We start from the raw sequence: 13,941 nt of genomic DNA on the forward strand, positions 1-13,941 counted from the left end.
GATGCCGGGTAAGCCTTCGGTATGCGTGCATTGGTGATCGGCTGGGCGAGCTTCCGCCACGGCGAGGCGACCGCGGGGGACGTTCTCAGTATGCGAAGGGTCGACGAGGCGTTGTCCACCATGGGATTGCCGCATGATGTGGCCTGGAGTCCGGTCTACCGGCCGGACGACGTGGATTACGAGAAGGTGGATCCGGCGCGGTACAGCCATGTGGTGTTCGTCTGCGGGCCCGCGCACGGATGGCAGGTACGGGAGGTGCATCGCAGGTTCGCGCATTGCCACCGGATCGCGGTGGGGGTCTCGGTGATCGACCCCGAGGACGACACGGTCACGGGCTTCGACCAGGTGTTCGCGAGGGATCACGACGGGCTCGGAACGCCGGATCTCTCCCTCGGCATGCCGACCGGCGAAGTGCTGGTGACCGGGGTGATCCTGGCGCCACCGCAACCGGAGTACGGCGACTCCGGCCACCATGCGGAAGTGCACACCGCGGTGCAGAAGTGGATCGCCGGGGTCGACTGCGCCAGGGTGCCCCTCGACACCCGGCTGGCCTCTTCGGACTGGGAGCGTTGTGAAACGCCGGATCAGTTCATGTCGATCCTGTCGCATCTGGACGTCGTGATCACGACGCGGCTGCACGGGCTGGTGCTGAGTCTCCAGGCGGGTGTACCCGCGTTGGCGATCGACCCGGTCGAGGGCGGCGGCAAGGTCACCGCCCAGGCCGACGCGCTCGGCTGGCCCGCCCTCGTCCGGGCCGAAGAGGCGGGGGACCGAGAGGTGCTCGACTCCTGGTGGCGCTGGTGTTCTTCGGTGCAGGGGCGGGCGGTGGCCGCGCTCCGCGCGCTGCCCGCCGACGACGGGCTGATGCGGGACATGGTGAAGGCGCTCAAATCCCGGCCGGTGCGATGAGCGAGGCCAGGACGACGGTGGTGATCGCGACGCGCGACCGGGCCCCGGAACTGGAACGTACCCTGCGGCAACTCACGGCGCTGCGGCCGCCGCCGCCGATCGTGGTGGTGGACAACGGCTCTTCCGACGGCACGGCCGAGCGGGCGACCGCGTACCCCGGTGTCCACGTGGTCCGGTTGCCGCGCAACATCGGGATGGCGGCCCGCAACCTCGGCGTCGCGGTGGCGCGGACACCGTACGTCGCCTTCAGCGACGACGACTCGTGGTGGGCCGACGACGCGCTCGCCGAGGCCGAGCGCATCCTCGACACCCACGACGACATCGGTCTCGTGGCGGCGAAAACCCTGGTGGGCAAGGAAGAACGCGAGGATCCGGTCGTCGCGCTGATGGCCGACAGCCCGCTGGGCAGGCCCGACGGGTTTCCCGGACCGGCGGTGCTCGGCTTCCTCGCGTGCTCCGCAGTCGTCCGCCGGGCGGCGTATCTCCAGGCCGCGGGGTTCCATCCCCTGTTGCATTTCGGTGCCGAGGAGAAATTGCTGTCCTACGACCTGGCGGCACGCGGGTGGTGGCTCTGTTACGCGGAGGAGGTGCGGGCTCACCATCATCCTTCGCCGGTGCGGCCATCGCCGTCCTGGCGTGAGCGTGCCGAACTCCGCAACCGGATGCTGATCACGGTGATGAGACGGCCGCTGCGCCGTTGCCTCGCCGAAGGGTTCCGGGCGATGGCGAGAGTTCCGCGGGAACCCCACGTCCTCGGCGCGATCGCCGGCGTGTTCCGGCGGTTGCCCCGGGCGCTCGCCGACAGACAGCGGCTGCCCGCCTCGGTGGAGCGCCGGATCCGTGTCCTGGAACACGCACATGGAGGCTGAAGTGCAAGACCGGATCACGGTCGTGGTGATCACGTACAACCGGCGTGCGCAGCTGCTGGAGACACTCGCCTCGATGACGGCACTGCCCGACGCGGCGCCGATCGTGCTGGTGGACAACGCTTCCACCGACGGCACCGCGGACGCCGTCGAAGAACGGTTTCCCGCGATCCGGGTGATCCGGTCACCGCGGAACCTGGGCGCCGTCGCGCGCAATTTGGCCGTCCGCGAGATCGACACCCCTTATGTCGCTTTCTGTGACGACGACACCCGATGGCAGCCGGGCTCCCTGCGGCGCGCCGCCGACCAGCTCGACGCCCATCCCGGGCTGGGGGTGGTGACCGGACGGTGCCTGGTGGAGCCGGCGCTGACCGAGGACCCGCTCACCCCGGAACTGCGGTATTCCCCGGTCCCCGGCCCGGACTGGCTCCCCGGCCCGGCCCTGCTGGGCGTGATGGCGGGCCTGTCGGCCGTCCGGGTCCGCGCGTTCCACGACGTCGGCGGCTTCTCCGAGCGGATGTGGCTCGGGGGAGAGGAGGAGCTGTTCGCCCTCGACCTCGCGGCCAAGGGCTGGTGGATGTGCTGGGACGAGGAGATGGTGATCCACCATGCCCCCTCGACCGTCCGGGATCCGCGGCGGCGCCGCCAGCTCGGCATCCGCAATACCCTGTGGACGTTGTGGCTGCGACGTCCGCCCAGCAGCGTCCTGCGCCGGATGATCGCGGTACTGCGTTCGGCGCCCTTCGACCGGGCGACGGTCGCGGCGGTGGCCGAAGCGGTGCGGGGGATCCCGTGGGTGTGGCGCGAACGCGAGGTGGTCCCGGCGGGCGTCGAACGCGGCCTGGTGCTGCTGGAAGAGTCACAGCGGAACTCGGTCGCCCGGCGCTACGTCGGGTGAGCCCGGTCCAGCGGGGCAAGTAGGTGTCATTCGCGTGTCTGGAGGCGTAACTCACGAGTTACGCCTCCAGACACGTGAGTTACGTTCTCAGGCACGCGAGTTACGCCTCCAGACACGTGAGTTACGTCCTCAGGCACGCGAGTTACGCCTTCAAGCACGCGAGTGCCGACGAAGTGAAGGCCTCCTTGAGGGACCCAGAGTCCCTCAAGGAGGCCTTCACGGACCTATCGCCCGACGCGAACGTCAGGAAGGCGAGGCGGCTGTCGCCACTTTCGTGTCCTCGGTCAGAACGCGGCCGTAGGCGCGCGAGGTGTCCGCTGCCACCCGATCCCACGAGTACCGCGCTCGCACTCTGTCGGCGCCGGCGATCCCGAACGATTCACACGCCGAAGGGTCGCTGAGGAGCCGCCGCAGCGCTGTCGCCAGTTCCTTCGGATTTCGCGGCGGGACCAGCAATCCCGTCACACCGTCGACGACGGTGTCGGTCAGCCCGCCGACGGCGGTCGCCACGACCGGCGCTCCGCACGCCATCGCTTCCAGTGGCACGATGCCGAACGGTTCGTACCAGGGCGTGCAGACCACCACGTCGGCGGAGCGCAGGAGCGCGGGCATCTGCTCCCGCGACACCAGTCCCGGCAGGCGTACCCGGTCGGTGACACCCAGCCGGTCGGCGATCCCGAGCAACCGTCGTACCTCCGGGGCCTCGGTGAGCGGGCCCGAATCCGGACCGCCCGCGATGACCAGTTCCGTGTCCGGTAGCGAGGCCAGCGCGGCGATGGCGAGGTCGAAACCCTTACGCGGAACCAGCCTGCCGACAGTCACGATCCGGTGCGCGGCCGTGCGGGGGGCACGCTCGCCGTCCGGGGTGAACCGGGCCGGGTCGACTCCACAAGGGACGACGGAGGCGCGTGAGCGCGGCAGGCCCATCCGCACGAGTTCGAACACCTCGTCCGAGCATGTCGCGATCACCCGGTCGACCTGTTTGGCGATCATGCGTTCGAGCCGGATCCGCTCGGGCGGGCTCGTGTCGTTCTTGCCCTGATAGCGCTGTTTCACCACGCCCAGCGCGTGAAAGGTCTGGGTCACCGGGATGCCCAGATCCTTCGCCGCGAGGACCGAAGCCAGGCCGGACATCCAGAAATGCGCGTGGACGACGTCCGGCCGGTCCTTGGTCCAGCGAGACCGCAACACGCGGCCGAACTCGCCCATATGCGGCAGCAGTTCGTCCTTCGGCAGTTTCCGCGCAGGCCCCGCCGCAACGTGGACGACGCGGTAGCCGTCGGGCGTTTCGACCGTCGCCGGGACACGCCGGTTCTCGCGGCGCGTGTAGACGGTGACGTCGTGTCCCTGTTTACTCAACGCGGCGGAAAGCTCGGCCACGTGGACGTTCTGTCCGCCCGCGTCGGCTCCGCCGAGGGCGGCGAGAGGGCTGGCGTGCTCGGAAACCATCGCGATCCTCATCGGACTCCTTCCCGCCGCGGTCGGCGAAGTCAAGCGGTCACCTCTGCCAGCAGGGCGTCCCAGCGCTCGAGGAACGCGTCGAGCCCGTAGTGGCTCAAGGCGAACTCGCGCGCGGATTTTCCCGCCAGCACGGCGAAATCGGGTTCGTGGATCAGCTCGCGGTAGGCCTTCACCAATACTTCGACGTCCGTCGAAACGGCGCCGGCGTCGGCCGGGACCGCGAGTACCGCTTCGGTGGTCGCCAGTGCGACGACCGGCATGCCGAGGTGCATCGCCTCGAGCAACGACAGGCCCAGCGACGTCCATCGCGCGGTGTGCAGGTAGACGCGCCGCCGGGCGACCTCGGCGTGCAGTTCCCGGCTGCGCAGGTCGCCACCGGGACGCAGTGCGGGATGACGGCCGTCGAAGTCCTCGCTGCCGATCCCGTACAGGTCGACCGGCGCGATGTCCGCGAAAGTGGTCAGGAGATCGCTCCCGGTGATCCGTCCTCGCCGCGCCGGTTCGTTGATCAGCGCCACGCCGTGGGGCAGCTCTCCGGTGTACCGTTCACCCGGATCGGGGATCCCGTGCGGGACGACCAACGTGGGGGCAAGGCCGGAGTCCCACATCAGGTCGTTGAAGTGGGTCACGTGGACCAGCCGGATGTCGTCACGGTCGGCGAGCGGATGCCGGGTGGTGGCCGCGTGCTCCCGGGGCGTGTTGTGCTCGACGTAGACGGCGGGTACTTCCTTGCCGGGGCGGCGGCGCAGCCATCGCGCGGCCAGCTGGACCTCCTCAGGCCGCTGAAGGATCACGACGTCGATGTCGAGATCCTTCAGTTCGTCGACCGGCACCTCTTCGGCGGAGGGCCATTCGCGGCCGCTGAGCCCCCGTCCCCACGGTCCGCCTTCGGCGAGCAGCGGGAGGTAGCAGCGATGGCCACCGCGCACGAAGGATTCGGTCCAGGAACCGTGGACGTGCCACAGAAGGATCCGGAGCGGGGCCACTTTCGTCATACCCGCAAGTTGCCCGTAGCGGGCGGGCTAAACGTTCTCCGCAGTCTTACTTTGCTTACGGCCGGAAGATCGGGTGGCCGCGATACCGACTCCGAGCGCCACGAGCGCGGTCAGGGCGTGCAGGATGTTGTCGGCCCAGCCGACGTTGACCGCGTCACCGGACAGGTCGGTACCCGCCGAGAGAATGCCGAACGCGGTCAACCCCGTGAACGCCACGAAAGCCAGCCAGCTGTAGGCCAGCATCGTGGACGGCCTGAGCACCGCCGCCAAACCGAGGACGCCGAGCATGGCGCGGATGACATTGAGCATTCCGGTCGCGCTGAAGATCCACAAGGTGTTCTCGCCGGCCTGGTTCGCCTCGGGAAGGAAGAAGAAGCCGAGGACACCCAGTACCAGGTGGACCAGTGCGATGACCAGGACCACCGCTCGCAGCGGGGAGCCTGCCGTACGTCGGTTCATCGGGAACGCCTCCATTTTCGCGCCAGTCCGTGGGATACCCCGGGAAGACGTCGTGAAACGCCCCCGGCCGGTGGAAGCCGGAGGCGATTTCACCCGGTTGGTCAGCCCGATTGCGGGTCGGTGTCGTCGTGGGGGTCACCGGACGACGTGCCTTGTTCTCCTCGGACCTCTTCGCGGTCTTCTTCGTCCTGTTTGTCTTCGCCGCCGGGCTTGTGCTGGTCGTCCATGGCGTTTCTCCTTCGATCGCTTTCCTTGCGGCTACCCGTTTCACGTCGTTTCAACCAGGGCTCGATCAAACGAGCGTGCCCTGGATGTCACTGGCGCGCCAGACCTTTGTGGACGTTTGGCACCACACGATCGGGGTAGTCCTGGGCAACGATGGTGAACCGGAGGGGACATGACCGCGATCTCCAGCGCAGCGATTCCACCTGTCCGAACGCGGCCGTGGCTGCTGCGGCCACCGGGCGTTTATCGCCCGCAAGACGACACCTGGCTACTGGCGAACGCGTTGAGCGCGTCCGGGATGCCCACCGGAGCGAGCGTTCTCGATCTCTGTACCGGCACCGGGGCGCTCGCGCTGACGGCCGCGGCGCACGGCGCGGGGTCCGTGACCGCCGTCGACATCTCCCGGCGGGCGCTGGCCGCGGTCTGGGTCAACTCGCGGCTGCGCCGCCTGCCGGTCCGGCCCCTGCGCGGTGGCCTGGCCGAAGCGGCTAACGGTGGCCCGTTCGACGTCGTGCTGACGAATCCGCCCTATGTGCCTTCCCCGGTCCCGGCGGTCGGGCCCGCGCGGGCGTGGGACGCCGGGCCGGACGGCCGGATCGTGCTCGACCAGGTCTGCGCCCAGGCGCCGTCGTTGGTGGCCCCCGGCGGATACCTGCTGATGGTCCACTCCGCGGTCGCGGGACCGGACAAGTCACTGGAGCAGCTACGGGCGGCGGGATTGACACCGGCGGTGGTCGCCACCCGGGCGATCCCGTTCGGTCCGGTGATGCGGCAGCGCGCGGCCTTCCTCGAAGCGGCGGGCCTGATCGTCGCCGAGCAGCGGCACGAAGAACTGGTGGTGATCCGTGCCGACCGCCCGTAGAACCCGCGTCCGGCTCGACCCCGGCGGGCCCCTCCTGGTGGAGGGGCCGGTCGAGATCGTCATGGACGATGGCGAGACGGTGACCTCGGATCGCTTCCTGGTCGCGCTCTGCGCCTGCCGCCGCAGCAAGCGTTACCCGTTCTGTGACACCAGCCACCGCCGCCGCTCACGGCAAGGGGTGCAGCGGCCTGAGGAGTGAGGTCTTCCCGGCTGACCAGGCGCCGAGCAGATGCTCGGTCAGCCGGTTCTCCAGCAGGTCGGTGGCCTGGATGCCCAGCGCGATGTCCGCCGCCAGTTCCGGTTCCCGGTCGAGCAGGTCCCCGACGACGTCGTGCCGCAGGACTTGTTCGTGCACCGCGTCGGCCTCGATGTGCTCGGTATAGAAGTACCGGCATTCGCCGGGCGCGCCGAGGCGCTCCAGCGCCTGGTCCATTCGCCGGGCGGCGGGCGCGGTGGTGATCTCGGCGGCGGCGAAGTGTCCGACGAGCGCGCCGCGCAGACTCCGGTGCAGACCGAACAGCGACATCATGTTCACCGTCGCGAGCGTCTGGGCCGGGGCGTGGTCGAGGTAGGCGAGATAGTCGCCGGACAGGCCCGCCGCGGTCAGCAGATCCGCGAACAGGCGGGAATGCGCCTGGTCGGCCCGGCCGCCCCCGAACTCGTCGAACTCCACGGCGACCAGCGCCGCCTTGGCCCTGCCCCGCAGGCGCGGGATCACCCAAGCATGGGGGTCGGCCTCTTTGAGGTGGTAGATCGACCGATGCGCGAAGTACTCCTCGACGTGCCACAACTCGCCCTGGTCGCGCAGGAAGTGCGAAACCCCGGCACCGTCGACCGGCTCGACCAGCAGCTCGTCCAACAGGCCCTGGACGTCGTCCCCGCCGGGAACGGCGGCGCGGAGGCCGCCGAGGAAGGCGTGTTCCAGAACGGACCGGAAGCCGAGCAGGCGGGCATCCCATTCCCATTCGGCGTCGACGCCGTCGAACCCTTGGTAGTGCAGCTCGTAGCAGACGTACAGCGCCAGCTGCAGGTCCTCGCCGAACGGATCGGCGTCGGTCGCCGCCTCGAGGTCGAAGTCGTCTCGGCGCCCGCCTGCCAGGGTGTCCACCACTGCGGCCGAGAGCGGGCCGCGGATTTCGGGCAGCCTCGCGGCCACCTCACGGTCGATCGTCGTCATGCCCGGGGAGTACCCGATCTAGCCGTGCGGAACCGTCTCTTCGGTCAGCATCCGCAACACCGCGACCTCCCCGTCGGCGGCGGCCCGGCGCTGCCGTTCGGCACCGGTGCCTTCCTGCTCCAGGCGGCCGAGGAGAGCGCGCACGAGTTCGCGGTCGCCGGTGTCCTCCAGCGCGTGCTCGACATGAGTGAGCAGCGCGGCGACCCGGTCGCCCGCCGGAACCGGCTTTCCGGCCACCGGGTCCACGGCCGGCCCGGAGAGGCCGTGACGCGCGGACGACCACACCGCGGCGGCGGCGATCTGCGGATCCAGCGGCGCGGCCTCCCGCCCGTGATCCAGGTCGGCGAGTGCGGTGCGCACCAGCGCGCGGGTCAGCAGTCCCTGGAGGACGGCCTCGTCCACCGTCGAAGCGGTGTCGGCGACGCGGACCTCGACGGTCGGCCAGCGCGTGGACGGCCTCGCGAGCCAGAAGGTCTGGTTCTCGTCCACCAGGACCCCGCAGTCCACCAGCTTCCCGACCTGTTCCTCGTATCCTGCGGCGTCGGCGAAGTACGGGGCGATGCCGGAGCCGGGGAAACGGCTCTGCTCCACCATCCGCCAGCTCTCGTACCCGGTGTCGCGGCCGCCTTCGAACGGCGAATTGCCCGACAACGCCAGCAGGGTGGGCAGCCATTCGCCCAGGTGGTTCACGACGGCGACCGCGGTCTCGCGGTCCGGCACACCGACGTGCACGTGGCACCCGCACGCCTCGTACGCCTTGACCACGCCGGCGTAGAGCGCGTCGACCTTGCCGAACCGGTCGTCGGAGCCGTAGCCGCGGTCGGGTGAGGGACGCAGGGGAGTGCCGGAGGCGATGATGGCGCAGTCTTCGCCTGCCGCCGCTTCGGCGAGCGAGCGGCGCCCGGCGGTCAAGTGTTCGTACAGCTCGTCGGCGGTTTCGCAGATGCCGGTGGCGGCCTCGATCTGCGTCGGCCGCAGTTCCCGGTGGACCGCCGCGCCGTCCGGTAGCGGACAGCAGATTCGGTGCCGTTCGAGCACGGCCTCGGCCCGGGGGCAGCTCACCCCGGTCCTGGGGTCGACCAGGAGGAATTCTTCTTCGACGCCGATGCCGGTCATCCCCGCTCCCGCTTTCTGGGCAGCGCCCGCACGGCGGGTCCCTGGATCACCGACCCGTCCAGGTCGAACCGCGAACCGTGGCAGGGGCAGTCCCAGGTCTTCTCCGCGTTGTTGAACGCGACGAGGCAGCCCAGATGGGTGCAGTGGGCGCCGACGGCGTGCAGTTCACCGCCCGGGTCGCGGTAGGCCGCGACGAGTTCCCCACCGTCACGGGTCACCTTGGCCTCACCGAGGGCGAGTTCGTCCAGGGAGGCGGGTTTGCGCAACGCGCTGAGGTGGTCGCCGACCAGGAACTTCGCCACCGTGGCGTTGTTCTCCACGGTCGAGATCGCGGACCGGAGGTCGAAACGGTTCGGGTCGTACAGGCTCGCCGACGGGTTGTCGCGTCCGGTCAGCAGATCCGCGAGCAGCAGCCCGGCCGCGGTGCCGCCCGTCATTCCCCATTGGCCGAAGCCGGTGGCGACCCACAGGTGACGACTCGCCGGATGGTAGCGCCCGACGTAGGGGACGGAGTCCAAAGTGGACAAATCGTGGGCCGACCACCGGTGGGTGACCCGGTGCACGGCCGCGTGCTCGCCCGCCCAGCTCGCCAGCCGCTCGTAGCGGCTCTCGACGTCGACGGAGTCGCCGACGCGGTAGTGCTCGCCGCCCACGATCGCGTACGGGACGCCGTCTTCGCGGTAGCTTCGCACGGAGTGGTGCGTGTCGGCGTCCAGGTACATCCCTTCCGGCGGGTCGCCTTCGACCGGCCCGGCGACCACGAGGTCGCGGACCGGGTCGAGCCGGGCGAAGAACAGGCCGCGGTCGAAGACGGGGTAGTGGGTCGTCACCACGACCTCGCTCGCCTTCACCTCGCCGGAACTGGTGCGCACCTTCACGCCCCCGAGTTCGTCGACGCCTTCCGCCCGAACGCCTTCGACGATGGTCCCGCCCGCGCGTTCGATCTCGTCGGCGAGGGCGAGCAGCCACCGGCGCGGGTGGAAGTGCGCCTGTGCCGCGAACTTCACCGCGCCGAGGGCGGGCACGTCGAGATCGACATCGGGGACATAGGAAGCGGGAAGTCCGGCCGTGGCCGCGGCTTCCGCTTCGCGCTCCAGGCTTTCGACCGTGCCGGGATGGGTCGTGTAGACGAAACTGTCGGCGCGGGTGAATCCGCAGTCGATGCCGAGTTCGGCGGTGGCGGCGGCGATCCAGTCCAGCGCGGCCGCCTGGGTGTGGGCGTAGGTCGCGGCGGCCTCCGCGCCTTTGGTCTTGGCCAGCGTGGCGTACTTCAGCCCATGCTGGGTACTGACCTTCGCTGTGGTGTGGCCGGACACCCCCGCCGCGAGGCGGTCGGCCTCCAGGACCAGCACCGAGCGCCCGGCCCTCGCCAGCTCGTAGGCGGTGGTGAGCCCCGCGATCCCGCCCCCGAGCACGGCGACCTCGACCTCGGCGGGCAACGGCGTCCCGGTGCGGTCGGGAGCGGGAGCGGTGTCGAGCCACAGTGAACGCGTTCCGGGCAACTCCGTCATGGCGCCCGGATTCCCGCGTGACGACGCGGGCAAACCAGGGTTTTCCGGAACGCCGGAGCGGGTAGGACTGCCCCATGACCACCTCCTCCAGTCCCCTAGAGGAAAAGAACGTTTTTGTCATCGGTCTCGACGACAGCAACGAGGAGGTACTGAGCCGGATTCCCGGCGCCGATCGGTATCGCTTCCACGGCTTGCTGTCGCCGGAAGAGCTCCAGCACGGGGATATCCCGATCGACGACCTCATGGCGAAGGCGCAGGCGCGGTTGGACGCCTTCGACGGGTCCATCGACGCGATCGTCAGCTATTGGGACTTCCCGTCTTCGACGATGGTGGCCATGCTGTGCGAGAAGTACGGCCTTCCCGGCAACGCGCTGAAGGCGGTGCTCAAGTGCGAAGACAAGTACTGGAGCCGCATCGAACAGGCGAAGGTGATCGACGAGGTGCCGTCGTTCGGCATCGTCGACCTGGAGAAGGACACCCCTCGCCCGCCCGAGGGTGTCGACTACCCCATGTGGCTCAAACCGGTGAAGTCGTTCTCCTCGGAGCTCGCCTTCCACGTGACCGACGAAGCCGAATTCGACAAGGCCGTCGCCGAGATCCGTGCGGGTGTCGACAGGGTCGGCCGGCCCTTCGACCGCATCCTCGGCATGGTCGACCTCCCCGCGGAGGTGGCCGAAGTCGGTGGAGCGGCATGCCTGGCGGAGGGCGAACTCAGCGGTGTGCAGGCGGCGGCCGAAGGCTATGTCTACAAAGGACAGGTCACGGTCTACGGTGTCCTGGACTCGATCAACTACCCCGGCACCACTTCTTTCCTGCGGCATCAGTACCCCTCGCAGCTGCCCGAGGACACCGTCGAACGGATGAAGGAGATCTCCGTCCGGGTGATGGAGCAGATCGGCTTCGACAACGCCACGTTCAGCATCGAGTTCTTCTGTCACCCCGAATCCGGTCAGGCCTGCTTGCTGGAGATCAACCCGCGGCACTCGCAGTCCCACGCGGAACTGTTCGAGTACGTCGACGGGGTGGCCAACCACCAGATCATGGTCGAGCTGGGCCTCGGCCAGGATCCCGGCCGACGCCGGAACCAGGGCGACTACCGGATCGCGGGCAAGTGGTACCACCGCCGCTTCCGTGACGCGCTGGTCACCAGGGTACCCACCCGCGGCGAGATCGCGGACCTGCAGGCGGAGATCCCCGGGGTGAAGATCGAATTGGTGGCCGAGAAGGGGATCCGGCTCTCGGAACTGCCCGAACAGGACAGCTACAGCTACGAACTCGCGCATGTCTTCGTCGCGGCGCAGACCGAACGGGAGATGGAGAGCAAGTACCGCCGGTGCATCGAAGCGCTGCGGTTCGACTTCGAGGAGGGATAGCCCATGCGGACGGTGGCCTCGCTGCCGTACGAGATCACGGAGGAGGACCACGTCTGGATCCCGGTCTCCGACGGCGTCCGGCTGTCGGCGCGGATCTGGCGGCCGATCGCTTCGGACGGCGAACCGGTCCCGGCCATCCTGGAGTACATCCCGTACCGGCACCGTGACCTGACCTCGGTGCGGGACTCGGTGCACCACCCGTACCTCGCGAGGCACGGTTACGCCTGTGTCCGCGTGGACATCCGCGGTTCGGGGGAGTCGGAGGGCGTGCTCGCCGACGAGTACCTCGAACGGGAGCAACTCGACGCCGAGGACGTCCTGGAGTGGATCGCCGCGCAGCCCTGGTGCTCGGGCCGGACGGGGATGATGGGGATCTCCTGGGGCGGGTTCGCCGCCCTCCAGGTGGCGGCGCGCAAACCGCCGAGCCTGACCGCGATCGCGATCTCGTCGTTCACCGACGACCGATACTCCGACGACATGCACTACATGGGCGGCTGCCTGCTTTCGGACAACGTCGCCGAGGCCTCCACGATGTTCGCCTACGCGACGTTGCCACCCGATCCCGCGCTGGCGGGTGAGCGGTGGCGGGACCGGTGGCACGAACGCCTGGAGAACTGCGGCCTCTGGGCCGGCGAATGGCTGAGCCACCAGCGCCGGGACGACTATTGGCGGCACGCGTCGGTCTGCGAGAACTACAGCGACGTCCAGGTGCCCGTCCTCGCCTCCAGCGGCTGGGCGGACGGGTACTCGAACGCGGTCTCCCGGCTGCTGGCCAATCTCGACGTGCCGCGGCGCGGCCTGATCGGGCCGTGGTCGCACAAGTATCCGCATCTCGGCAGGCCAGGGCCCGCCATCGGCTACCTCCAGGAGCTGGTCCGCTGGTGGGATCACTGGCTCAAGGACGTGGAGAACGGCGTCATGGACGGGCCGATGCTCCAGACCTGGATGCAGGACAGCGTGCCGCCGTCGACCTCGTACGAGGACCGCCCCGGCCGCTGGGTGGGGGAGCCGTCCTGGCCTTCGCCGCATGTGCACCCCTCCGAGCACCGGCTTGCCCGGCACCGGATCGCCCGCCCGGGCGAGGAGGTGCCGGAGGAGAACCTGTCGGTGGAGTCGCCGCTTTCGGTCGGTCAGTTCGCCGGCAAGTGGGCCTCTTACAGTGCTCCGCCCGACCTGCCGTACGACCAGCGGGAGGAGGACGGCGGTTCGCTCGTCTTCGACACCGACGAACTCACCGAGCCGTGTGAAATCCTCGGTTCACCGGTGGTGGAGCTGGAGGTCTCGGCGGACAAGCCGGTCGCGCAGGTCGCCGTCCGGCTGTCCGACGTCTCACCGGACGGCAGGGCCACGCGCGTGACCTACGGGCTGCTGAACCTGACCCACCGGGACGGGCACGAGCACCCGGAGCCGCTGGAACCGGGCAAGCGGTACCGGGTGCGCGTCGAGCTCAACGCCGTCGCGCAGGCCTTCCCCGCCGGGCACCGGATCCGGTTGTCCCTCTCGTCGTCGTACTGGCCGCTGGCGTGGCCGCCGCCGGAGCCGGCGATGGTGACCATCCACACCGGACAGAGCACCCTCACGCTGCCGGTACGGCCGATGGCGGAAGCGGACGAGGTCCCGGCGCGGCCGTTCGGCGAACCGGAAGGCACGGAACCGCTGCCCGCGACCCAGGTCGAACCCGGTGAACAGCGCTGGACCGTCTCCCGTGACCTGATCGACTACCGGTCCACGCTCGACATCGTGAAGAACGAGGGCAAGGTCCGCTTCGAAGACATCGATCTCGACGTCACCAGGAACGTGTTCGAGCGTTATTCGTGGCTGGCCGACGACTTCTGTTCCCCGGTGGCGGAGACGTCCTGGTCGATGACGTTCGCCCGCGGCGACTGGGAAGCCCGGTCCGAGACCCGCACCCGGGTGTCCTGCACTCCCACCGAGTTCGTGATCGACGCACAACTCGACGCCTACGAAGGGGAGCGAAGGACGTTCTCCCGCAACTGGCATCGGACGGTTCCCCGTGATCAGGTCTAGGAGGAATCTTTCCGCGAAGTCGCTGCTCGCGTGGATGCGTCTCACCAACCGGAAGCGCGTC

General features: G+C 69.3%; 14 protein-coding genes. 7 read left to right on the top strand and 7 right to left on the bottom strand.

Annotated features, from left to right (window positions below; all coding sequences use genetic code 11):
* The first annotated feature begins 21 nt into the window (after positions 1–21).
* The 3 genes from P3102_RS14790 to P3102_RS14800 are packed head-to-tail and all read left to right on the top strand — an operon-like array spanning position 22 to position 2,673.
* On the top strand, positions 22–909 hold the full coding sequence (locus P3102_RS14790) for a polysaccharide pyruvyl transferase family protein (protein ID WP_276369777.1): 888 nt from the start codon (positions 22–24) through the stop codon (positions 907–909).
* A complete protein-coding gene (locus P3102_RS14795; protein WP_276369778.1) occupies positions 906–1,778 on the top strand; it encodes a glycosyltransferase in 873 nt (290 codons plus the stop codon). The genes P3102_RS14790 and P3102_RS14795 overlap by 4 nt, the downstream gene beginning before the upstream one ends.
* Positions 1,768–2,673 carry a glycosyltransferase gene (locus P3102_RS14800; protein ID WP_276369780.1) on the top strand — a complete coding sequence of 302 codons (906 nt, stop codon included), beginning with the start codon at positions 1,768–1,770 and terminating at the stop codon, positions 2,671–2,673. Before P3102_RS14795 ends, P3102_RS14800 begins: the two co-directional genes overlap by 11 nt.
* 243 nt (positions 2,674–2,916) lie before the next feature.
* Here P3102_RS14800 and P3102_RS14805 read toward each other — a convergent pair whose 3' ends face one another.
* From P3102_RS14805 to P3102_RS14820, 4 genes are all read right to left on the bottom strand, one after another.
* A complete protein-coding gene (locus P3102_RS14805; protein WP_276369782.1) occupies positions 2,917–4,134 on the bottom strand; it encodes a glycosyltransferase in 1,218 nt (405 codons plus the stop codon).
* Positions 4,135–4,163: 29 nt separating this feature from the next.
* On the bottom strand, positions 4,164–5,129 hold the full coding sequence (locus P3102_RS14810) for a glycosyltransferase (protein WP_276369784.1): 966 nt from the start codon (positions 5,127–5,129) through the stop codon (positions 4,164–4,166).
* 27 nt (positions 5,130–5,156) lie between these two features.
* A complete protein-coding gene (locus P3102_RS14815; RefSeq protein WP_276369786.1) occupies positions 5,157–5,588 on the bottom strand; it encodes a DUF4383 domain-containing protein in 432 nt (143 codons plus the stop codon).
* A gap of 101 nt (positions 5,589–5,689) precedes the next feature.
* The gene (locus P3102_RS14820; protein WP_276369788.1) at positions 5,690–5,815 is read right to left on the bottom strand and encodes a hypothetical protein; all 126 of its coding nucleotides are present in this window, start codon (positions 5,813–5,815) and stop codon (positions 5,690–5,692) included.
* Positions 5,816–5,985: 170 nt separating this feature from the next.
* Between P3102_RS14820 and P3102_RS14825 the strand changes: the two genes are divergently transcribed.
* Entirely contained in the window at positions 5,986–6,675 is a 690-nt protein-coding gene (locus tag P3102_RS14825; RefSeq protein WP_276369790.1) for a methyltransferase, read from the top strand.
* A complete protein-coding gene (locus P3102_RS14830; RefSeq protein ID WP_276369791.1) occupies positions 6,659–6,874 on the top strand; it encodes a CDGSH iron-sulfur domain-containing protein in 216 nt (71 codons plus the stop codon). Before P3102_RS14825 ends, P3102_RS14830 begins: the two co-directional genes overlap by 17 nt.
* On the opposite strand, the gene P3102_RS14835 is transcribed toward P3102_RS14830, so the two are convergent.
* The 3 genes from P3102_RS14835 to P3102_RS14845 are packed head-to-tail and all read right to left on the bottom strand — an operon-like array spanning position 6,842 to position 10,479.
* On the bottom strand, positions 6,842–7,852 hold the full coding sequence (locus P3102_RS14835) for an iron-containing redox enzyme family protein (RefSeq protein ID WP_276369794.1): 1,011 nt from the start codon (positions 7,850–7,852) through the stop codon (positions 6,842–6,844). The two genes, P3102_RS14830 and P3102_RS14835, sit on opposite strands and share 33 nt — an antisense overlap.
* Positions 7,853–7,870: 18 nt before the next feature.
* The gene (locus P3102_RS14840; RefSeq protein ID WP_276369796.1) at positions 7,871–8,968 is read right to left on the bottom strand and encodes a glutamate--cysteine ligase; all 1,098 of its coding nucleotides are present in this window, start codon (positions 8,966–8,968) and stop codon (positions 7,871–7,873) included.
* Positions 8,965–10,479, bottom strand: a complete 1,515-nt coding sequence (locus P3102_RS14845; protein WP_276369797.1) for an FAD-dependent oxidoreductase — start codon at positions 10,477–10,479, stop codon at positions 8,965–8,967. The genes P3102_RS14840 and P3102_RS14845 overlap by 4 nt, the downstream gene beginning before the upstream one ends.
* Positions 10,480–10,553: 74 nt before the next feature.
* On the opposite strand from P3102_RS14845, the gene P3102_RS14850 reads away from it, so the two are divergent.
* Positions 10,554–11,852, top strand: coding sequence for an ATP-grasp domain-containing protein (locus P3102_RS14850; RefSeq protein WP_276369799.1), 1,299 nt, complete (start codon positions 10,554–10,556; stop codon positions 11,850–11,852).
* Between the two features lie 3 nt (positions 11,853–11,855).
* Positions 11,856–13,880, top strand: coding sequence for a CocE/NonD family hydrolase (locus tag P3102_RS14855; RefSeq protein WP_276369801.1), 2,025 nt, complete (start codon positions 11,856–11,858; stop codon positions 13,878–13,880).
* The last annotated feature ends 61 nt before the right edge of the window (positions 13,881–13,941 follow it).

The sequence above is a fragment of the Amycolatopsis sp. QT-25 genome, assembly GCF_029369745.1.
Taxonomy (GTDB): Bacteria; Actinomycetota; Actinomycetes; order Mycobacteriales; family Pseudonocardiaceae; genus Amycolatopsis.